Consider the following 21,819-nt stretch of genomic DNA (forward strand, 5'->3'; position numbering starts at 1 on the left):
CCCTGAGTTACTACGTTTCAGGGCAGGCCCTGAGTGAGTTATAAATCAGGGCAGGCCCTGAGCGAGTTATAAATCAGGGCAGGCTTGATCCAAAAACGAACCAAAAAAATCAAAGCTGTCAAATCTTATTTCAAATGATGGGTAATCGTTTAATGAACAGATGTCGTTTTCGTAGCCATCATTTGATTTTTGAATCAGGGTTCCAGACTAAAAATGAGTGGATCTCCTTGTGGGAGCTAACTCATTTTCTTTACGCCCTCCACCCTGCTCCAAAAACCATAACCTTTGAAGGCCGATAAAACCTAATAGATTATGCGCTCAAGAAAAACCACGATTACCGACATGAAACTCCCCAACCATCGACGGTAAAATTAAACCAATCCCAAAACCCCATAGTGGTGACATTTTTGTAGCCAAGGCTGTCAAGCCTTAGTTATAACGAACTACACGAGTCGATTTTGGCGGCATTGTTGCTTTTTTTTCTGCAACAACGCAGACAAAATCACTAATAGGTATTTTTTTTACTCAGCTATTCTATTTTTCAGATCCATTCTTTCGTGCAGGATCCTGATAATTTCAATTCTTTCGGGGTTAATGATCTGATAGAAGATTATATGCTTTCCGGATTTTATTCCCAGAAGGTTTCTATTTATTCCATCATATTCTTTTCCAATATTTGGATTATCAGCGATTCCTTTACACACCATTTTTATCGTTGCGTAATACTTGTCCGCTTGAGTTTCAGACCAGGTCTCGAATGTGTATAACCAAATATTATTTAAATCACCGATGGCTTCTTGTCTAAATACAACTTTAGCCATTCTTTCTTTTTTCGGCTTTTAGTTTTTTAAGATTCTCATCGAAATCAAAGTCTTCTACAATTGGACTTTTTAGTCCTTGTTGAATTGCGTTTCTTAAGGCAATTTCTTTGCTTTCCTCATTTTCCAATAAACGAAGTCCAGCTCTGATTACCTCGCTTACGTTTTTATACCGTCCGGCAGCAACTTGGTTACTCACAAATTGGTCAAAATAATTCCCGAGTGAAATTGAGGTGTTTTTACTCATAATTTAAATTTTTGCACTAAAATACCAATTATTGGTAATTCCCCCAAATCACACTAAACAATTTTATAAACTCAAGTTTATAAACTCAAGCTTAGCTGAGAATTTGCGCATAAACCAAACATGCACCCTATCGGCTTGAATTTTGCTTTTTTAATTTAAGTCCTAATAGGGTCATTTCTACCAGGGATGGGTGAAATAAATGTTGTAAAGCCTAACAAATCCCAAACCCCATAGTGGTGACATTTTTGTAGCCAAGGCTACCAAACCTTGGTCAAAACAATAAGCACAACCCGATTTTGGCGGTATTGTTGCTCTTTTTTCTGCAACAATGCTGACAAAATCACTAACGCTTATGGTTATCCAAATTTCTACCTGTTCATTTTTGCCCCTGAGTAAAAATCAGGGCAGGTCCTGAGTGAATTAAAAATCAGGGCATCACTAGTTCACCTCATCAACACATCACTTCATCACTACATTATCCGATCACTACATCCGCATTCCTTTCAGTTCATAATTTGTACTCCTTCCTCCTGCCGCTTCTTTTTGTAGGATTCCTTTGTCAATTAAATCGTTAATATCCCTAACAGCCGAATCTTTAGAGCATTTTGCAATCTTAGCCCATTTTGAAGAGGTAAGTTTCCCATCAAATCCGTCCATAAGCTTATTCAGCAATTTCTTCTGACGGTCATTTATTACTGTGTCAAGGTGTTTTTGCCAAAAGTCTGCCTTAAACAACACCCTTGTCAAAACAGAATCTGTTGCTTTTAAAGCATTAATCAAACATTTTAAAAACCAGATAATCCATGTGGTTATATTTAAATCTCCTTTTTGTGTTTTCTCTAAAATAGCATAATACCCCTTTCTTTCTAATCGAATCTGAGCTGACATACTATAAAAGCGTTGGTTACTTTTATCAGACCGGGCTAAAAGCATATCTGTCAGTGCTCTTGCTATCCTTCCGATTCCATCTTCAAAGGGATGAATTGTCACAAACCATAAGTGAGCAATAGCAGCTTTAACAACCAAATCAACTTTACTATTATTAAACCAATCTATCAATCGAGTCATTTCTTTTTCTACCAAATCAGAGTCAGGTGCCTGAAAATGTACTTTTTCTTTTCCCAATGCTCCAGATACAACCTGCATCGGTCCGGTAGTATCCTTTCTCCAGTCTGCTACAGTAATCTTGTACATCCCACTTCTTCCTGTCGGAAATAAAGCAGCATGCCAATCAAAAAGTCTTTCTGTCGTTATAGGGTCAAAGCATTTTTGAGTTGCGTCAAGCATCATTTCAACAACTCCTTCAACATTCCGATCAGATTCAACTGCACCCGCGATTTCCATTCCTAATCTTCGAGCAATTGATGAACGCACTTGGTCTGGGTTAAGAAATTCACCTTCAATTTCAGATGATTTCAATACATCAAGCGTTAAGGTATCAAGTAGGGCCTCATTTCTCAAATCAAAACCCAATGTTTCCATTTTCCCAATAAGTCTGCCTTGTAAATTTCTTGCCTCACTAAGTAAATCCAAAAAATCATTACTATTCCAAGTAAATGCCGGCCAATTTTCTTTTTGATGTATAAAAGCTTTCATTCAATGCATCATTTGCAACGAAAATAATTTTTATTCGACGCAAATCAAAATTAATCGTTGCAAATTTTGCATTAAATACCCTCCTTATTCATTGCACGGTCCTCACTTTTGCTTGCTGGGTAGCGTAGTGCCTGATAGCCTACATTAATGATAATAAGAAGCAGCAGACCTTCAGCACTACCTTCATCAAACCGTTTACTGATGATTACAGGGCAAGACATGACTTTGTATTACCTTACCACCTTACCTAATGCTTCCAATAGCTGGGGATTGTCATCTAATCCAATCCGGGCAACAGCGTAGAACTCGCTCATCCAATCATCTATCCTTGCAAAGGCTGCATCTTTGGTTTTAGTGGCATCTTGTGATTCCCCTTTTTCTTTTAAGTAGGTAGAACGCGCCGCTTCTATGTCTGAAATCATCGCCTTTGCAACATTTAAATCATCCACTGATATCCTGAGCCTAGCGAGCTTGCTCTGAATCACGGTATCTGCTGATGCAATACCATAGAATTTTTTGACCGCTTCTAACCAACGCATATAGGTTCGTGGCTTTGCTCCGGAAATGGCCAATTCCTCTGCGGTAATGGGATCTTTCCGAAAAATAACTTTTGCTTTCTTCCGATGCATGCTAAAAATATCCTCCAGCTGTTCCTTTTTGCTTGAAAAATCAGCATAGGCTGCTGTTTTCTCATCATCTTCGGTTTGATTTTGTTCGTAGGCTTGCCTGGTTTCATTAAGAATGGCGCGGCCTTCTTCAATCTTTGCAGCATCATAACCTAACTCCGCCATGATCGTGGAGATTCTTGATTGGGAGGTTACATTGTCCAATGCAATCCTGTACTGCTCTAAAGTTCCGGCTTCTGAATATTTGGGTTTACTGGCCATAGAAATTGAATTTAAAGGTTTATAAAATAGTATGAAAATCCGCATTCAAAACCAAACCCTCACCCGATCACCCCATCACCAACTCACCACATCACTACATCACCCCATCACTAGCTCACCCCATCACTACATCACCTCATCTCCCTTCCTACAATTGCATTCCTACTGCTTACATCCCTGTTCCTACGACTTACATTTGTGTTCCTACCGCTTACATCCCTGTTCCTACGAGCTACATTTGCATTCCTACCACTTACATGGCTGTTCCTACGACCTGCATTTGTGTTCCTACCGCTTACATTTCCTTTCCTACAACCTACATTTGCGTCCCTACCGCCTACAAGCCTATCCCTTCCCATCACAAATCGCTAAGTGATTGATCCTATGGCTATAACTATGAATATAATAAATTTTTATGAAATCAAAAAATTGGGGAGGCCTAAGCCTATTGAAAGCTTTATGGATAAGTTTTAAATGCTTTTAAAGTGAGGCCAAGTTTAGGGCCAAGAGACCGCCAAAGGGTTCCAATCTTCAAAATGCCTAGTTATTGTATCCAATTATTTATTTCTAAATTTTTTACTTTTTTCCTTTTTAATTTCTTCAATTATAAAAAGAAACGCACTTTTTATAATTTGGTCTGTCAGGAAATGTTCACTATTGAATTTCCATAGGATTTCCTTCTCATAATTTAAATCAAACGAGTAAATAAATTCCTTTACATTTTTAGGTTCCTTACCAGGAAGGTAGACTACATAGCTATTGAGTTTTAAGTTTCCTTTCCAATAATTTACAACTACCTTAGAACCTCTCGTACTATTTGAATAAACCACACTCCAATAAAAACTTACAGAATAACCGAGGGCTTGAATTATTGCAGATTCACGATCATCGCTTTCGTAGGTAAAAGGTATTTTAGTGTGCTCTTTATAATAATTCGATTTTTCTTTAATTCGAGTATTCAATTCGTGAATTTCCTCTTTAAACATTTGAACACCGTCAATTGAATCCAAAATAAAATCAATCTCTTTATTAATTTTTTCTTCACTTAATACAGAATTAGCTATTTCTACAATAGGGTCTAACTCGCTTTTTGTTAAATCAGGGATATCTCCTAATTCCGGTTTTTCAACCAATGGTTTCTCGTAAATTATTCTGGATAAATCAAAAAGCTTGTTCAAGTATAAATTATCGCTTGTCATTGGATGATATAGCTTTGACTTTAAGAATTTTGGTGTTGAAGAAGCTTGTGTACCATTTCTCAAAACAGGAATAAATTTGACTTTTAAAATATCTGAATCAAAAATCTCTTTAGTAATCAATGAGGTTTCATATCCTACACCACTTTTACGTTCTTCCGCCTTGTTCTTATAATTTGGGGTAAGAATGACTAATACCTTATCAGCTTTTTCTATGGAACTTTCCATAAAATAAGTCAAGTCATTTCCAGCACTTAATTCAAATTGGTCAAGAATAACTTTCAAACCATATTTAGACATTAAATCTTTTGCCAATTGTAAAACCCATTCTTGATGTTCAGGACTGTCCCAAGAATATGAAATAAATACAGTTTTTCTCTTATCGCTCATCTTTTTGTTTTGATTGCATAGTAGAGTAGAGCCTAACAGCCTACTTTATTTATACCTATAAAGATAATAAGAAGAACTAAACAATCAGCATCCCCATCATCAATCTGAAGCCTTTTAAATTCAGAGAAATTCTATTCCTATCAAATCTACAACGGGTTCACACTTCCGCATTGCGGCTTGAGAATTTGATCCAAGGGAACTTCAGCGAACTACTCACGAAATTTACTGTCCGCTATTCTTCAGGGTGAACAGTTAATTTCCCTGGTAGGATTTACATCTACTGGATAAATGCCACTTCGTGGCACACTAACGGTCTCGGCTATGAGTAGTTGCGTGGTTTATAACACGAAACTTTGCAAGTACAGACCAAACTGAAAATCCTCACGGATTTTCAGAAGTAGGCGAGAGCAAGCAATTACTTATAGCCATTGTTGGGCTTTCGTACTTTTTAATCGATGTCTTTTTTTAACTTATCAGGATTTTGTCGTGTGTCAAAAATTGTAATTATTTCTATTTCTTTTCGCTCAGCTATTATTCTGTAGAAAAATGTCGTTTGTTTTGTTACAACACATTTATAAAGATTATTAAATTCCGATGATTTTGGACAACTATCAGGTTGATTTGATATTTGTTTGATTTTATCGTTTAGTTTAGAAATAAACTTGTCACGAGTTTTTAAATTCCACTCTTCGAGTAAATATTCAGATAGTTTGAGAAGTTTTGATTCGGCAAGTTCGGATAAGAATACTTTCATTAAGAAATTTTCTTTAGGAATGACTCGTATGAAATTCTTTTTCCGTTATCTAATTCTTCAACACCTTGTTTTATTTCAGATTGCTCTGATAGAGTCAATTCGTCCCAAAAATCAACTTTTTCTTTTTTCACAAAGTCGGCTACTCTTTGGATAAAATCTTTGTTTTCAGTCTCCAAAATTGTTTTTAGCAGTTCAAGTTTTGTTGTTCGAATATCCATTATAATATCTCTTTAATTAAACAAATGTACAAAATATATGATTCAGTTCGATTCTTTTTCAGTATGAAGCCCAACATTTGTATATAAACAATTCCACCCAAGGAGTTACATCCACCAACTACCCCCCAACTCCTCCGCCTAAATTCTCCCCTTAAATTAACAATTTAGGCCAAACAAACCATTGGAAATACTAAAATATTAATGGAATATATTAAAAATGGTTGAAAAAAAGATATAAATGGACATTTCTCTCCCTAAAACACAGCATATACTTAGGCCTAGGCTTTTCCTCACTTCTATAATTTTTATGCAATAAGCTCCTAAGCTCCTTTCCCTGCCTTTTTAAAAAAATCCATCCCCCCAAGTAAGGCAATTCCACTCAGCCTAAAAAAAGAATCCTACGGTTCTATTAGACTCCCTTCGACAAGCTCAGGGGACAAGGTCTGAGTGTATATATTATTTTTCTTTAATCCCAGATATCAGGTCTCTTGATATTCATCGCCCGCAAATAGGATTGGAATTGTCCTGCATGAACGGATTCATGATAGCCAATCCGCAATAAATATTTTCCGAGGATTTTCTTTTCTCCATTTCCGGGATGAATGATTTGAGTTTCATCTAATTCTTTATCAGAAAATTTGCCTACACTTTCTAAAAATGCTTGCCTATGGGGTTCTGCAAATTCAAGCTCTTCAGTAAGACTTTTCATGGGTTGGTTTTTCCAAGGGCTTTGATAATTGGCCATGCTCCCCCTATTGATAATGATGTTCCAGCCATAATCGGCTTCTAATACGTGCCTAATCATCTCCATTGCCGACATGGCTTTTTCATCCGGTTTCCATTGGTAATGGCTGGCAGGAAGACTTTCCCACAATATTATGCTTCTTCTCCTTATTTCTGTAAAGTTCAAAATTAACAGTTCGGAATGCCTCATGTTTTCAATTTCAAGGATATCTGTTTAGCTGGCTATTCATCTATTTTTTCCAGCAATAATTGCTTCACGAATTCCCATTCTTCTTTTAAGGCTGCTAAACGTAATCCAAGCATTTTCAGAGAATTTTCATTTGTTTCTCGCTCTATTTTGGAAGCAATATCAACCAAAAGGTTACAGCGTATGGCCTGCATTGACCCCTTAATTGAATGGGCAATTTGGCTTATGGCTTTGCTATCCCCTTCCTCATAGGCTTGGTTGAGTTGAAATATTTTATCCGGCATATCCCCCAAACACATTGTGATTAATTGTTGCGCACTCTTGATATCACCACCAAGACTATTCAAAAGTTCGCTATAGCCGAAATGAACTTCATTTGTAGCAATGGCCTCATTTATGTCTGCATTAGCTTCCTTATCTTGGCGGAAAAATTTCTTCAGTACCCATTCAATTTTTTGGAATTCTAGTGGTTTGGTCAGAAATTCATCCATTCCGGCTTCCAAACACTTCACTTTTTCCTCCTTTAATGCCCCAGCCGTAAGTGCAATAATTGGAATATGTCTACCGGCACCCTTTTCTATAATCCTTATCTGCTTGGTGGCACCTATGCCATCCAGCTCAGGCATCTGTATGTCCATAAACACTATATCAGGATTAAGCTTCTTGTATTGCTCTACAGCTACTAACCCATCCTCTGCTTCGTAAATTTCACTATTGGGCATTAGTTGGCGTAGCAAAGTTTTGCTAAGCACCATATTTAAGGCATTGTCTTCGGCAATGATGATTTTTATTTTTCCCTTTGAATCTAATGCAGGTTTTTTTGCTTCAGCTTCTTGCCTGGGCCCGGTTTTTAGATCTTGATTTAGATTGGAGAGAAAAGTAAACAGATCTTGGCTTTTGACGGGCTTGGTCAAGCGAAAACGAACCCCAATTTCCATACTTTTTTGGTGGATTATTTCATCCTGAGCGGAGGAATAAAGTAGAATCACCGGATGTGTTTCCAGATTTAAATTCAGTTTTTCCTTCATGAGGCGAATGGTTTCCAGGCCATTGATATAGGGCATATTATAATCGCAAATGATTACATCATAAGGCAAGGCCTTTTCCATCACTTGTAGTGCCTGAAATCCATTCTCACAGGTATCTGATTCTATTTGCCACTGATCAAGCATCTGTTGCAAAATAACGCGGTTGTAAGCATTGTCATCAATAATCAAACAGCGTTTCACACCTGTAATCTTTGTTGGATCCGGTTTTTCACCTTCTTCAAAATGAGTTATGATCTCAAAAAAGAAAGTAGTACCTACATTAGGTTTACTATCAATTTGGATTTTGCTTCCCATTTTTTCAGCTATCATTTGCGAAATGACCAGACCCAATCCGGTACCTCCAAATTTACGGGTAGTGGAACTGTCGGCTTGAGAAAATGATTTGAAAAGCTTGGCTTTTTGTTCTTCATTAATGCCAATACCGGTATCTTTTACAGCTATTTTAAGGGTACCTTGATCCTGACCTAATGGTAAATACTCCACTTTAACGGTCACTTCCCCCTTTTGGGTAAACTTGACAGCATTGCCTAAAAGGTTTGCCAGAATCTGCTGGGTACGAATGGGATCTATATGAGCAAAACGAGGCATGCCTGGATCAATATCCATTAACAATTCAAGTCCTTTCTCTGCTGCAGAGAATTTAACGATATCAATGCAATTTTCGAAAAGTGCTATCATATCCGTTCTAATCTCTTCCAGCTCCAACATGCCTGCTTCAATCTTAGAAAAATCAAGGATATCGTTGATAATGCCAAGAAGCGTATGACCGGAAACATTGGCACTGTTTACATATTGCTGCTGAACAGGGCTAAGGGGAGTCTTGGTAAGTAAATCGGTAAAGCCAATTACCCCATTTAGGGGCGTACGGATTTCGTGACTCATATTAGCTAGAAACTCAGATTTTGCTTTACTGGCAGTCTCTGCTTGTTCCTTGGCTATTTTCTGCTCTTCTTCTGCATTTTTCTGAGCGGTAATGTCCACATTGGTACCTATCCACCGATAAGGTTTGTCATCTTCATCCCGGAGAATTTTACCACGCGTCATGATCCAACGCCAACTGCCATCTTTATGAAGACAACGGTGTACTATTTCATATTTTTGGGTGATGCCATTCAGATGGTCCGCTACAGCTTTTTCAATTGAAGTGGCATCATCAGGATGCCATAGATTTTTCCATCCCTCAAAAGCATTCTCTATTTCTGCGTCTTCATACCCAAGCATGGCTTTCCATTGTTTGGAAAAAACCACCTTGTTGTTAATCATGTCCCAATCCCATACACCTGCTTCCGTTCCTTCTATGGCCACTGAAAAGCGCAATTCACTTTCCTTCTTCTCTTCATCTAATTTTCTACGTTCCGTAATGTTTTTATGAGTGCCTACAACCCTTGTCGCTTCTCCATTTTCGTTTCTTTCAACTACTTTCGCTTTGTTCAATATCCATAGATAGTTACCTTCCTTGTGCCTAAATCGGTATTCATGGCTAAAAGTGTCCCCGTTTTCCGGTGTTTGCGTTACTTTATTAATATCCGCAAATACCCATTCTATATCATCAGGGTGTAATCTGTCTGACCATTCGCTTGCTAAGGAGGCAAGCTCGCCTACTTTGTACCCCAACATTTCCACCCACGCCTTAGAAAAGACAGTAACTCCATCCATAGGGGTCCAATCCCAGATCCCGTCACCCGAAGCATCCATCGCATAATTCAATCGCTTTGTAAGTGCTTCTTTTTCCAATTCAATGTTCTTCCTTTCTGTTATATCCTGTGCAACTCCTCTCAGCCCAATAATCTCCTTGCTTTCACTGTAAATAGCTTCTCCACGCACCCACATCCAACCTTGACTTCCATCCTTTTTGGTGGTTATAAGCTCTAACTCATATGGAACACCATGGTCTCTGGTTTGGGTCAAGGAAGAAGTAAGTTGCTCCCAGCTTTCCGGAGTAAATAACTTCATGTGTTCGGTATAAGGAGGAGGGGGTAGCGAAGGATCAAAGCCATACATTTCATATAGCTCCTCTGTCCAGACTACCTCATTGGTTTTTAGATCAAGTTCCCAACTCCCTATCTTAGAGACTTGTTGAGCATTACGAAGTAGAGCAGTACTCTTTTGAAACTTTAATTCGCTGTTTTTAAATTCTGTAATATTTTGGTGAGCTCCCAACATTCTTAGTGGTTTGCCATGTTTATCTCTAATGGCTAAACCACGACACCTAATCCACACTGTAGACCCATTTTTATGGGTGTAACGCACAGTTTGATCGTAAGGGTAATCCGGGTTTTCGAAATGTTGAGTAATCCTTTCCGTAACAATTTTTAAATCCTCAGGATGAATAATATCTCTCCAAGCGGAAGTTTTGTGTGGCATTTCACTGGGGTCATACCCTAAAACATCCCAAAATTTAGCATTCATCCATTCTTCTTCGGGATTTTCCAAATCCCAATACCACATGCCATCCAGACAAGATTCCTGAATGAAATCAAAAATTCGCTCATCTGATTTTATGAGTTCGTAAAGTTCTTGTTTGAGGTAATTTGTTTCCATCAATTAGCTGTTTTCACTGTTTAAAAAATACGAATAGCATTTTTTATAGCTATTTTTTAGGAAGGAAGTTGCGTGTATTAAGATTAATCACCCTCGTTCCTACAACTTGCTTTTTTTGGCAAATTAGGTATTTAAGATAAAAATTGCATTGGAACCACTAATATATCAATGATAACCGTGAAAAATGTGAAAATGTTTGTAAAAATAGGTCGTTATTTCTCAAACCAGCACAACCTTGTGTTTATTCATTATTGGTTTAAAGTTTCATAAGCAGTGGGTAGGAAAGTCTACCTAGGACTCTTCATAAAAAAAGCCACCAAGATTTACTCTTGGCGGCCTTCACTTGGTGATAATTGAGTAGGGACAATAAGTCCTTATTGTCTTGGTTTTAATTGGCTACATCCCACCATACTTTGGTTATATAATTGTCGGCTCCTTGTCTACTTACTGCAGCATTGTAGTTCTCTGCATTCAGTACAGGCTCATTGTCTGGATACCTTAACCTACCAGGGAAAAGCCCTCCTGTTTCATTGTCAGGATAGTTGATAGGCGTCAATACCGGGTAGCCGGATCTTCTGACGTTGGAAAAGGCTTCATAGCCATTCAAGAAAGTAGCTGCCCAATACTGCGTATTGATTTGCTCTAATGCGGCCGCGGTATTTGCAGCTCCTACAAATGGATGCGCTTGAAGGTATTCAGCGATTTCCTGATCCGTGATAACTGCTGAGGCATCATATTGATTCAGCATTTTCATGGCTCCAGCCACACCACTTTCATAATAGCTGGCAGCATCTCCGCTGATCCAGCCACGAACAGCAGCTTCTGCCATCATGTATTGCACTTCCGCATAGGTGATAAACATCCTGGGCCCATCTAGCTTGGCATATACGGACCTGTTTACACCGGAATATTGGTGTTCCTGACCAGGGCTATTTGGATTGTAGCTAGGATCAGCTTCCAGGGTTTGCCTGTCCAATCCATTAGGCAAGCCTTTTTGGACGGATGGATCGGTATTTTTTGTACTCACATCCGTAGGATCTGTGTAAACCGCCACGGTATATTTCAGCCTTGGATCATTGTGGTCACTTAGATAGTTAAAGAAAGTCGCGGCTATTTTACCCGGGCTTCTTGTACCCACACTTATCGTCCAGCTCATGCCATTGGCAAGGGCCGCCGAGGTGCCAGTAGCATCTGTGCCACTGATAAATAGATTGTCTTCATTGTCGGTAAATACTCCACCCGCTACCGCTTTTTTAACCCAGGCTTCAGAGGTAGATGGCTCTACTTTTGAAAGACGCATTCCCAATCTTAGCATCATGGAATTGCCTAATTTCTTCCATTTGGCAATGTCTCCATCATAGGCAATATCGGCTGCTGCGAAATTCTCCTTGGAAGCATCCAACTTACTCACCGCATCTTCAAGTTCACTTAACATATCCAAATAGATCTCCTTTTGAGCATCGTATTTGGGCTTGAAGATTTGCTCATAATATCCCCTGCTCGACTCAAAATAAGGAATGTCTCCATACATATCCGTCAACCTATGGTAGATGATGGTTCTCCAGATCCTAGCCATTTGGTGTAGGTTGTTGAAATCCGGATCTCCCTCCGTTTGCACGAGTATGTCTTCGATTAGCTTGGCTGGGCGAGACTCTGAAGCACTACCATAAGTAGCATTCCAAAGTTGTTCGTTGTTTCCTTTATGGTAAACGTACTTGTCTCCGTGGTAGTCAAAAATCCCCACATTACTCAAAGAAGCCATTTGCTGTACAAAGCAGGTTCCATAATACAAACTTGTGTTATGGTCTCCATGTGCTGAGCGCAGTTGTGCAGTGGTCAGCAAAAAGGAGGGATTGAATTGTTCGGCAGTTACTGCATTTGGATCCTTATTGAGTTCCTCAAAGCCTTGGTCGCAAGACGCCAGGATCAAGAGACAAAATAATAGTGCGCTATTTAACAGATTATTTTTCATGATAATTCGGTCTATTATTGACATTAAGATTAGAATTTAAGGTTTACATTCACCCCTAAACTCCTTGTAGGAGGCAAGGCACTGGATTCTACACCTTGACTGTTTCCCGGATACAAATTGTTTTCAGGATCAATTCCGGGAGAATGGCTCATTAGTATAAGCAGGTTTCTTCCTACCAATGAAACGCTGCCACCTTTAACGAATCCTAACTTGTTGTAGAAAGATGCCGGTAAGCTATAGGTCAAGGAAACGTTCCTTAATTTGATAAAGCTTGCATCATATAAATAATCATCTAGCGCATCTCTTCTCCTTACAATAATGGCCCTGTTGTTTACCCTGTCAGCAGAAACCAATACGTCATTGACTTCACCGTTTTCATTGACTCCTGGCAAAACAGCTCCATTTTCTCTTCCTAGAAGAGAGCCATAAGACATGCCCCTGTGTTCCAGGTCATAATTGGTTTGGGAATAAATGCTTCCGCCAAACTTACCGTCCACCAAGATGTTTAGATTGAAGGATTTGTACCTGAAGTTGTTTACCAATCCTCCCGTCCATCTGTGAACACCTGTACCAAAAGGAACCACATTGGCAGGAACTATAGGAAGTCCTGTTGCATCTATAATGTCTCTACCTTGCTCATCTTTAAGGATAGTCCGGCCTACGATCTGAGAATATTCCATTCCTTCTATGTGTTTGATAAAGGCTTTGGTAGTGGTTGCCAAGATCAACTCATTAGAAGTATCTGAGATTTTCAATACTTTACTTTTGTTGTAGGCAAGGTTACCCGTGATGTCCCACTCAAAATCATTGCCCACTACAGGCTTACCAGTAAGCAAAAACTCAACGCCTCTGTTTCTGATACTTCCTACGTTTACCGATACACCGGAATAACCACTTGTAGTAGAAATACTTTCCACAGCGATATCATTGGTGGTCAGCTTATTGTAGACAGCGAAGTCCAATCCCAATCTATTGTCCAATACCCTAAGGTCTAAACCAGCTTCGAATTCATCCACATTAAGGGGTTGAAGCAAGTTATTGGGCACGGTTTCCTGATTGATGGTACCTAGAGGTCGTCCATTGTAATTGTAATCCAACAAGCCATAAGTCAGGTTCAATCCGTAAGGATCTGTATCTCCACCCACTGAAGCATAGGCTACACGGAATTTACTGAAGCTAATTGCCCTTGGCAGGTCAATGGCATCAGAAAGCACAAAGCTCACCCCTGCAGAAGGATAGAAGAAGTTGTTTGAATTAGGATTAAGGGTTGAAAACCAATCATTCCTTCCTGTTAAGTTGAAATATAGGTAATTTCTAAAGCTCAATTCCATGGTTCCGAAAACCGAGTTGATTTTCTTGTCATAGTTTTGGGTAGAGGTATTTCTTATGGAGGTATTGTTGACTACGTTCAATTGAGGAATAACAAATCCCAAACCTGAAATATTCGTAGTGTACCTGTGTTGAGACATTAGGTTACCTCCCAAGTTTACGGCAAGGTCAAAATCTTCATTCAAGTCCTTATTAATCCCAATCAGGCCTTCAAAATTTCTCTCCCAGAAGTTCATTACCCTTTGGTCAATTTGTCCATTTACACGGAAACCCGTACCATCAGGTATGATATTGTCACCTTTGAAAGTATAATAATCCTGACCCGCTCTACCTTGTACAAACAACCAAGGAAGAATGTCCCATCTTGTGGTTACTCCGGTGATAAACCTGTCCTTTTTGGTTTTGTTGCTCATTCTGTTGATAACGAAGTAAGGATTGGTTGCATTAAGGTCAGTTCCCAATACTTTCTCGCTCATGTCATCATTGTACCCCGGTGCCAAGGCACTAGTGGGCATATTGCTGTTTACAAAGAGAATGGTACCACCGGCACTTCCCTGTGTACCTCTATTGACATACCTGTTATTTACATTTTCTGTGATGTAATCTACATTGGCAGAAATGGTAAGGTTCTTGGCTGCCTTTTGGGTAAGTCCTAAGCTTATATTGTTCCTCTCCATGCCTGAGTGAGGAATGATTCCGCTATTTCTCAAATTGGTAAAACCAAGTCTGAAAGAACCATTGTCGCCTCCACCTGAGAAAGAGATATTGTTACTAGAGGTGCTACCGGTTCTATAGAAATCATCCAAAACCTGGTCTTTCACATAAGAATAAGGACGCTCTACCCCATCCAATTGAATAACCTGAGATCCATCAAAAGGTGCTCCCCAGTGATTTTGTCCGTGATTGGCTGCATCCTGCTGACTGGCAGGTTTCACCCCACCATATCCCTGACCATATTGGTCTTGAATTTCCCATAAATAGTAAGGGACATCAAAGGTATTGTGGCTTGTTACTTCCACGCCAAGACCTTTTTTGCCGGCACCGGATTTGGTAGTGATCACAATGGCACCATTTTTTGCTCTTGAACCATAAAGTGCTGCTGCTGTAGCTCCTTTTAGCACGGTGATTTCTGCGATATCATCAGGGTTAATACTAGAGATATTATCTCCCCAATCAGGATTGGCTCCGGACGGGCTACCAAATTGGGTATTGTCCATTGGCAAGCCATTGATCACATACAAAGGTTGGTTGTCACCAGAAATAGAGGTATTTCCTCTAATGGTAACTCTTGATGAATTACCGGGTCCAGAACCTACACCCGTCACATTTACACCTGCCACTTTACCTACCAAAGAATTGGCAAAGTTGGTTTCCCTAGCCTTAGAGAAATTTTCTCCGTCGATTTTGGTTACCGAGTAGCCTAGTGCTTTCACTTCTTTTCTGATCCCTAGTGCTGTTACGACTACTTCATCAAGGGCTTTGGAATCTTCCTGAAGGGTTACAGAAAGCATAGAATTGTTTCCTACAGTTACTTCCTGTGTCAAATAGCCTATATAGGAAAAAACCAACACATCATTACTGTCAACCCCATCAAGCGTAAATCCACCATCCAGGTCCGTTACGGTTCCGCGGCTTTTGCCCTTAATCAAAATAGTAACCCCCACCAATGGTTCGCCATTAGCGCTAACCACTTTTCCATTGATATTGGCGATCAATTTGGAGGGAGAAGGGATTGGCCGGGGTGTCAATATGGCTTGCTTGCTGAAAGCCTTTTCTTCCTCCCTGATTAATTTGTCCAGGTGCTTGGACATGCTTCTGAGGGACTTTAAGCCTTCCTCGTCATTCTTATAGATAATTAAAAACTGTTCATTAATAAGCTTAAAAGTAAGAGAAGTGCGCTTAAGCACCTTACCAACGGCATCTTCCACATTTTCTGCATTGTTGTCATAATTCACTTTGATGCCACTAACCAAGGCTTTGTCGAAGGTGAAATAAACATCAAAATCCCGACTGATTTTATCAATCGCCTCAATAAGGTACATCTCCTCAATGTTTTTGAGGTCATTGGCATTTACGTCCATCACAGACAATAAACTCATGGCCCAGAGGCTAAACAGGCCAAGTCTCCATTTTAATTGTTTCATATTCTATTTCAGTTATTCAGGGTAAATTGTTTGTTATATTATAAGCGTTTAATCTCAACTAAATCATTGTTTTCAATAAACTCTATATCCAGAGACAAAGCCAAAACCTGCTTTACAGTGTCCCAATCGGCAAAAGGAACACCCAGGTATAGGTCAATATCCAATAAGGCTTCATTTTCACAGACAAAGGTTTTCCCATAAATGTCCGTCAGCTTAACAAGCACATCGGCCAGCTTCATGTCCTTAAAATTGAGAATGCCATTTTTCCAGGAAGCTGAATTGATCAATGAAGTATTGGATTCTTTTGCTATTTCATTGGTTTCAGGATCCACTTGAACCTTATCGCCCGGGATCATTTTAATAATGTCAATTTCAGGGTCTTCCATATGAACATTAAGGCGCCCTTCATCCAAATAGATCTCTACCTTTTCGCTTCTATTGTCCACATTAAAGGAAGTGCCTATCACCTCTAGTGACACTTTCCCTGTCTCTACCACAAAAGGAATTTTCCCGGGAAGCGATTGTATGTCAAAAAACGCCTCACCTGTCAACACAATTTGCCGTTTTCCTTTTTCCTCCCAGGCATTGTCCCAGGTGATGGTGGAATTGGCATTCAACTTGACTTCACTACCATCAGGAAGCAATAATTCCCTAACCTCTCCAAAGTCAGTACTGTACGATTCAATTCCCGATGGCCTTTGCTGAAGCAATAGAAACCATGAAGCAAAGCCCAATACCATTAATACAGAAGCGGCTATTCCCCAAATAAACTTAGGGCTATAAGAAGCTTTGGCCGCTATAGGTTTTGCGGGGACTTTACTTTCATTTTGGCTGTCCTTTTCCCATAAATTTTCCAATTCATTATCTAAGTCTGCCATAGCGCTTTCACTATCAAGAAGGCTTAAAAATTTATCGTATTCCTCTCTTGAAAGGGTACCATCAACATATTTTTTAAATAACTTTTGGAATTTATTTTTCACAAGTAAGTCTTTTTAATAACAACATAGGTATACTATGCAACCTCTTTTCAGCATTGTCAAGGGGTAGTTAGGTTTCAAAATGGACATTCCATTTTGCGCTTTTACGTACGTTCAAATATGATCTTAGGCATCTCCTTCTCTCAAATAGCCTTAGTCAATTTATTCTCCAATCGATAAGAAGACCTCACATTGGTAAAAACAGACCAGTGAGAAAATAAAAAAAAATTAAATAAGTATAAAATTGGGCTTTTAGAGCAACTGAAGGCAGATTATTGGGTGTAATAAACTTTAAAAATCATATCTGTTTTTGTTTATGCATTTTTTTGATAAATTAGCTGATCATATTTCCTCTCTCCTAATAAATAGTTCTTATTCAGTCTATAGACCACGATTTATTATTAAATATAAACAATGGAAAATAGGATGAAAATCTTAAGGAATAAGGTTTATTCCTTTACCCTAAAACTTGTCAAAGACCCATCCTGTGCAGAAGACATTACTCAGGACATTATGCTCAAGGCTTGGGAGCACAAGGATAAAATTTTGGGTATGGACAATCCGGATTTTTATGTCTTTAAAATGGCGAAAAATGCCGTGATGGACTATTTTAAAAAACTTGCCAAAGAGAAATCTTTACAAGAGGCCGTGTGGGTTCGTATGGAAAAATCTGAAAACAAAACAGAAAACTACCTGTATGAACGTGAAGCAAATCACCGGCTTGACCTTATCCTAAAAGAGCTTCCCCAAAGACAGCAAGAGGTATTTAAACTGCACCATTCAGAAGAACTGTCTCTATTGGAAATAGCGCAAGAATTAAACATTGCGCCAAACACGGCAAAAAACCATCTTTTCAGGGCATTAAAAGTAATCCGTTCTCAAATGAAACCGGAATTATTGACCATAATTATAGGTTCTATTGGCCAATTGATTTTTTAGGGAAGAATTTATCCTCGCTTTTTATCGCCCTTAAAGGAATTGTTGCTCCCTATACAATTTATTACACCCTTCCAGGGCTTGTGTATAAATCATTTATTCCTAACACAGGGCTTCACCCTGTGCTTTGATATATTGCCCTGTCAGGGCTTGAGTACTTTAAAATACCCTATAAACTTTCTTACTGTATTCAATATTTCGGTAGAATCTGAAAGGATTAAGCCATGGATGTATGTCAATGGCCAGAAAAAAGTAAGATACGATTTTGGCGGTATTGTTGCCAATTCTGCAACAATGCTGACAAAATCTCCCTGATGAACGTTTTCTCACGGAAATGAATTGACCTTGCAATCCAGATCTCACCTGACTGGTTGATTTTTCATTCTTCCCACTGTTCATTTTTGCCACTGAGTTGCTGTACTTCAGGGCAGGTCCTGAACGAGTTGCAAATCAGGGCTGTCAAATCTTATTTCAAATGATGGGTAATTGTTTAATGGACAAATGTCTTTTACGTAGCCATCATTTGATTTTTGTATCAGGATTCCTGGCTAAAAATGAGTGGATCTCCTTGTGGGAGCTTACTCATTTTCTTAACGCCCTCCACCCTGCTCCAAAAACCATAACCTTTGAAGGCCGAAAAGGCCTAACACATAAAAATAAATAACCTCGTCTAATTCAATATGGAAGGATCTCCAAGTTTTCCTGCAAACAATATCGCCCCACTGCTGTTCTCCTGAATAAAAAAGACAAAGGGCTTGTCCAGACTAAAAACCCTGGGCTGGGAAGGTCCTACGCTGGTCAATTCAATTTCTACCACGGTGGCAGCAGCAGCTTCGGTACCTTTTTCATTGACTTCAATTACCGCCTCGTGAATCACCCTGCTGATTACCATTGGTGCGGTTGGATTTACAAAGAGCTTACTGAAATTTAGAGGACTGGGCACAAATGGTTTTACCAAACCCAAGTGCTGTAGCTCTTCTTTTAAATTGTTTATTCTATACCCCATTTTAAACTTGGGCATCTTTAGAATAAAATTGGAGGTATCCGCATTGGCTCTAAAGTGCTCCAGGTCTTCCAAAGTAAATGCCTCCATCTTATTGTCCAATTCAAAATCCTTGTCCATGATCACTCCCATGGTATACTGCCCGGTGCTATAAGGTATTTCCAAGTACTCCAATGCGCCATCAGAATAATACCTCAACCCTGCCGGAGAAGACAATTCCATCATATCGACGGTCACTTCTGAACCCGAAGCCGTATAAAAAGGTGCTTTCTTCGTATTGTCAACATCAAAACGATACTTCCAATCCGCTTTAAAATAGATTGCATTAACCAAGTACATGGCTGCATCCGGAGAAACTGCGTCAAGCATATCTTTGATCATCCCATTGGTATTGTTTTCGATCCACTGATTAATTATGTCCTTGGATTGTGGGTTGGACATGTCCAGGCTCGCAATCTCTGCACTGAAACTGTCCCTGACATCTGCTGCAAACTCCTGATTCAATTCCAAGCCCTGCCTGTACCAAATGGCATTGGCGATAGCCAACCTCACCTTGGGATCTAGTTCCAATAAATAATTGGTCAGGGACTTTGCGGCTTGATTCGCTTCTTCCAATTCCATCCCCTCAAAGCGCAAAACCCGCATAAATTCTGCTTCAATCTCATCTTCATTGCCATTCATGGCCATGGCGAGTGCCTGGTGCACACTGTAAGGGCTAAAAAACTGGTTGACATCTTCCTTCTTCTGAAGTTCATGAAACAAATCGAAGGCGAATTGAGAACTACTCAAAACCATCTCTTGCTCCTGAACCTGCAAAGGCCGGATATTGGCTGTAAGATCGATCTCCTCATCTTCACCCCAGTTGCAAGCGGTAAATGCCAATAAACAGAACAAAGCAGTAGATATTTTCATGATTTTTGGAATTTATTTATCACCTATACGGGAAGCGGTGAGGAAATGCTACAATAAAAATTGAAAAAACCAAAATCGGCTTCCATTTTCGGATTGGGAGAGCTTGTATTTTTGAATGTTTACGAAAGAATCCCCCTTGGTCCCCCTTTAAAAAAAAGGGGGATTTTGGATTTTCAGGATTTACGAGTACGTTCCTGATTTAACAGTACCTTTAAATTCTAAAAATTCAGCCTTGAAAAACATTGACCAAAACGCCCCCTTCTTACCTTAGATTTAAATTAAAGTTTGTTATTCCAGTGACTAAGTGAATTGGAAGACAATGCTAATAACTTCGGCCTATCCCTTCCTTCGGTTTCGCTCATTAAGGCACTATCATAATAAATATAAAATGTTTTAATTCAATGACCTACAACTCCAAATCCCCCTACCCCCCTGCCAAGGGAGAGTTGCGACAAAAGGTATTTTATGCGGAATTGGTAGAATTCAACCGGAGCAAATAAATTTAGCCTCAAAAACGTATTCGCCAACATTGGAAAGCCCAGAATCCCCTTTCTTAACCTTAGATTTAGGCGGTGTTTTTTTTTGAGTCAGCTAAATCAGTCATTGACTTCATCAAACCTGACCACCATGTACCTGAAAACTTCCTCATCATAATCAGGGTGGAAAAGGTTATTTCTAGAGAGGTACAAACCATCTTCCCTAACAAAAAAATTTCTTCCAACATACACTTCGAAAGTGTCAAAAGTATGTTCCGCCAATATATTCAGGTCTTTGTCTAAAACCATGATACCGGTATAGGGACGGTAATAATTCAAATGGTTTAAGTCTTCATCAGAGGCCTCCGGATCATATTCCACTGCTGAACTGGTGATTCTATAAAAAACATCCCTAAAAGGATCATAGATCAGGGCACCATATTGGTCATATTTTATCCTATCTTCCAAAGCCGCCCTGTGATTAGGTGCCAATTCCTCTACATAAAGAAAATTATTGACTTTTTCAGATTTAACCACTTTTCTATTGGTAACCTTACCCGATTGGGTATCAAAAACCTGAATTTCATGGTCATACAATGCCGCAATATAAATTTTATCTCCTCTTTTTGCCCAGGAATAGCCACTGCCTTTTTTGCCCTTGTCCCAATAGTCTTCCCGGTAAAAAACATCGTACCACTGCACAGTATCCTCCACGATATCATAACTGTAGACCAACTGGTGCTTTTGAATGTCCGCTTTATCCATGTCATGGTGCCCCATAAAAAGTGGTTGCGCACCAAATACCTTATTACCTATTTGGTAAAGTGGGGTTTCCAAGGACACACCTATATAAGAAATAGGAAAAAGTTCATTGTAAATGGGTTTTCGTAACTGAACCTCCACTTCCAAGTTAATTAAAACGATTTTTTGAGGGGCATAATTGACCAGCCAGATAGAGTCTTCAGCCATGAGTACTCCACCTGAAAAAGGCTTGACACTATTAGGCCCAGCCATATGCAAAGGGACTTCCTTCACCAATTTCCCTTCAGGATAGGAATAAAACTGGTATATTTTTTTAAAATAATTGTATATAAATATTTGAGATCCCGAATCAGTTTCCAAAAACTGAATATGCCCCGGATTGATAGGCACCAGGCTGTCTGTTTCAAAAGTAAACTCATCCACCACTTTTAATTTCAACTCCCCTTTCTCAGTGTTATTTTGGCAGGCAAAAAAGAGGAGACTTAGTACCGAACAATAATAAAACAGACTCCACTTCATAAAACGCTTGGCTAAGAACATGCTTAAAACTAAACAAATAATTACCCCTTCCCAATAAACCGTTCCCTTTTATCCAGGGGAATGGAATATTTGTTGGGCAATATGCATTTGGGCCAGACTATAATTTTAATTGCTCCGGTTTCCCCCAACCAACCGATGAAA

Annotated in this window: 17 protein-coding genes; 1 reads left to right on the plus strand and 16 read right to left on the minus strand. The window is 39.3% G+C overall.

The window, feature by feature from the left end:
• Positions 1-521: 521 nt before the first annotated feature.
• The 14 genes from AC13EX_RS21370 to AC13EX_RS21435 form a co-directional block, all read right to left on the minus strand.
• Positions 522-821 carry a type II toxin-antitoxin system RelE/ParE family toxin gene (locus AC13EX_RS21370; RefSeq protein WP_482894268.1) on the minus strand — a complete coding sequence of 100 codons (300 nt, stop codon included), beginning with the start codon at positions 819-821 and terminating at the stop codon, positions 522-524.
• Positions 814-1,065 (minus strand): type II toxin-antitoxin system ParD family antitoxin, encoded by a 252-nt coding sequence (locus tag AC13EX_RS21375; RefSeq protein ID WP_482894269.1) that lies wholly within the window; start codon positions 1,063-1,065, stop codon positions 814-816. The genes AC13EX_RS21370 and AC13EX_RS21375 overlap by 8 nt, the downstream gene beginning before the upstream one ends.
• A 486-nt stretch (positions 1,066-1,551) precedes the next feature.
• On the minus strand, positions 1,552-2,661 hold the full coding sequence (locus tag AC13EX_RS21380) for a Fic family protein (protein WP_482894270.1): 1,110 nt from the start codon (positions 2,659-2,661) through the stop codon (positions 1,552-1,554).
• Between the two features lie 71 nt (positions 2,662-2,732).
• A complete protein-coding gene (locus tag AC13EX_RS21385) occupies positions 2,733-2,882 on the minus strand; it encodes a hypothetical protein (RefSeq protein WP_482894271.1) in 150 nt (49 codons plus the stop codon).
• A gap of 9 nt (positions 2,883-2,891) precedes the next feature.
• Positions 2,892-3,548 (minus strand): PQLLE family protein, encoded by a 657-nt coding sequence (locus tag AC13EX_RS21390; RefSeq protein ID WP_482894272.1) that lies wholly within the window; start codon positions 3,546-3,548, stop codon positions 2,892-2,894.
• Between the two features lie 131 nt (positions 3,549-3,679).
• Positions 3,680-3,907, minus strand: coding sequence for a hypothetical protein (locus AC13EX_RS21395; RefSeq protein ID WP_482894273.1), 228 nt, complete (start codon positions 3,905-3,907; stop codon positions 3,680-3,682).
• 198 nt (positions 3,908-4,105) lie between these two features.
• A complete protein-coding gene (locus AC13EX_RS21400; RefSeq protein ID WP_482894274.1) occupies positions 4,106-5,134 on the minus strand; it encodes a toll/interleukin-1 receptor domain-containing protein in 1,029 nt (342 codons plus the stop codon).
• Positions 5,135-5,582: 448 nt separating this feature from the next.
• Complete coding sequence (locus AC13EX_RS21405) at positions 5,583-5,888, minus strand: type II toxin-antitoxin system RelE/ParE family toxin (RefSeq protein ID WP_482894275.1); 306 nt, start codon at positions 5,886-5,888, stop codon at positions 5,583-5,585.
• Positions 5,888-6,106: a hypothetical protein gene (locus AC13EX_RS21410; protein ID WP_482894276.1), complete on the minus strand. Its 219-nt coding sequence runs from the start codon at positions 6,104-6,106 to the stop codon at positions 5,888-5,890. Before AC13EX_RS21410 ends, AC13EX_RS21405 begins: the two co-directional genes overlap by 1 nt.
• A 466-nt stretch (positions 6,107-6,572) precedes the next feature.
• On the minus strand, positions 6,573-7,040 hold the full coding sequence (locus AC13EX_RS21415; protein WP_482894277.1) for a DinB family protein: 468 nt from the start codon (positions 7,038-7,040) through the stop codon (positions 6,573-6,575).
• 32 nt (positions 7,041-7,072) lie between these two features.
• Entirely contained in the window at positions 7,073-10,627 is a 3,555-nt protein-coding gene (locus AC13EX_RS21420) for a PAS domain-containing protein (RefSeq protein ID WP_482894278.1), read from the minus strand.
• Positions 10,628-11,015: 388 nt separating this feature from the next.
• A complete protein-coding gene (locus AC13EX_RS21425; RefSeq protein ID WP_482894279.1) occupies positions 11,016-12,599 on the minus strand; it encodes a SusD/RagB family nutrient-binding outer membrane lipoprotein in 1,584 nt (527 codons plus the stop codon).
• Between the two features lie 29 nt (positions 12,600-12,628).
• Positions 12,629-16,072 carry a SusC/RagA family TonB-linked outer membrane protein gene (locus tag AC13EX_RS21430; RefSeq protein WP_482894280.1) on the minus strand — a complete coding sequence of 1,148 codons (3,444 nt, stop codon included), beginning with the start codon at positions 16,070-16,072 and terminating at the stop codon, positions 12,629-12,631.
• A 38-nt stretch (positions 16,073-16,110) separates the two neighbouring features.
• Entirely contained in the window at positions 16,111-17,052 is a 942-nt protein-coding gene (locus AC13EX_RS21435) for a FecR family protein (protein WP_482894281.1), read from the minus strand.
• Between the two features lie 423 nt (positions 17,053-17,475).
• On the opposite strand from AC13EX_RS21435, the gene AC13EX_RS21440 reads away from it, so the two are divergent.
• Entirely contained in the window at positions 17,476-17,988 is a 513-nt protein-coding gene (locus AC13EX_RS21440) for an RNA polymerase sigma factor (RefSeq protein ID WP_339709864.1), read from the plus strand.
• A 667-nt stretch (positions 17,989-18,655) separates the two neighbouring features.
• On the opposite strand, the gene AC13EX_RS21445 is transcribed toward AC13EX_RS21440, so the two are convergent.
• Both AC13EX_RS21445 and AC13EX_RS21450 read right to left on the minus strand, forming a co-directional pair.
• Positions 18,656-19,900, minus strand: a complete 1,245-nt coding sequence (locus AC13EX_RS21445) for a serpin family protein (RefSeq protein WP_482894282.1) — start codon at positions 19,898-19,900, stop codon at positions 18,656-18,658.
• Positions 19,901-20,496: 596 nt separating this feature from the next.
• A complete protein-coding gene (locus AC13EX_RS21450) occupies positions 20,497-21,657 on the minus strand; it encodes a DUF4221 family protein (RefSeq protein WP_482894283.1) in 1,161 nt (386 codons plus the stop codon).
• Positions 21,658-21,819: the final 162 nt, after the last annotated feature.

Source organism: Cyclobacterium sp. L-R, assembly GCF_056859355.1.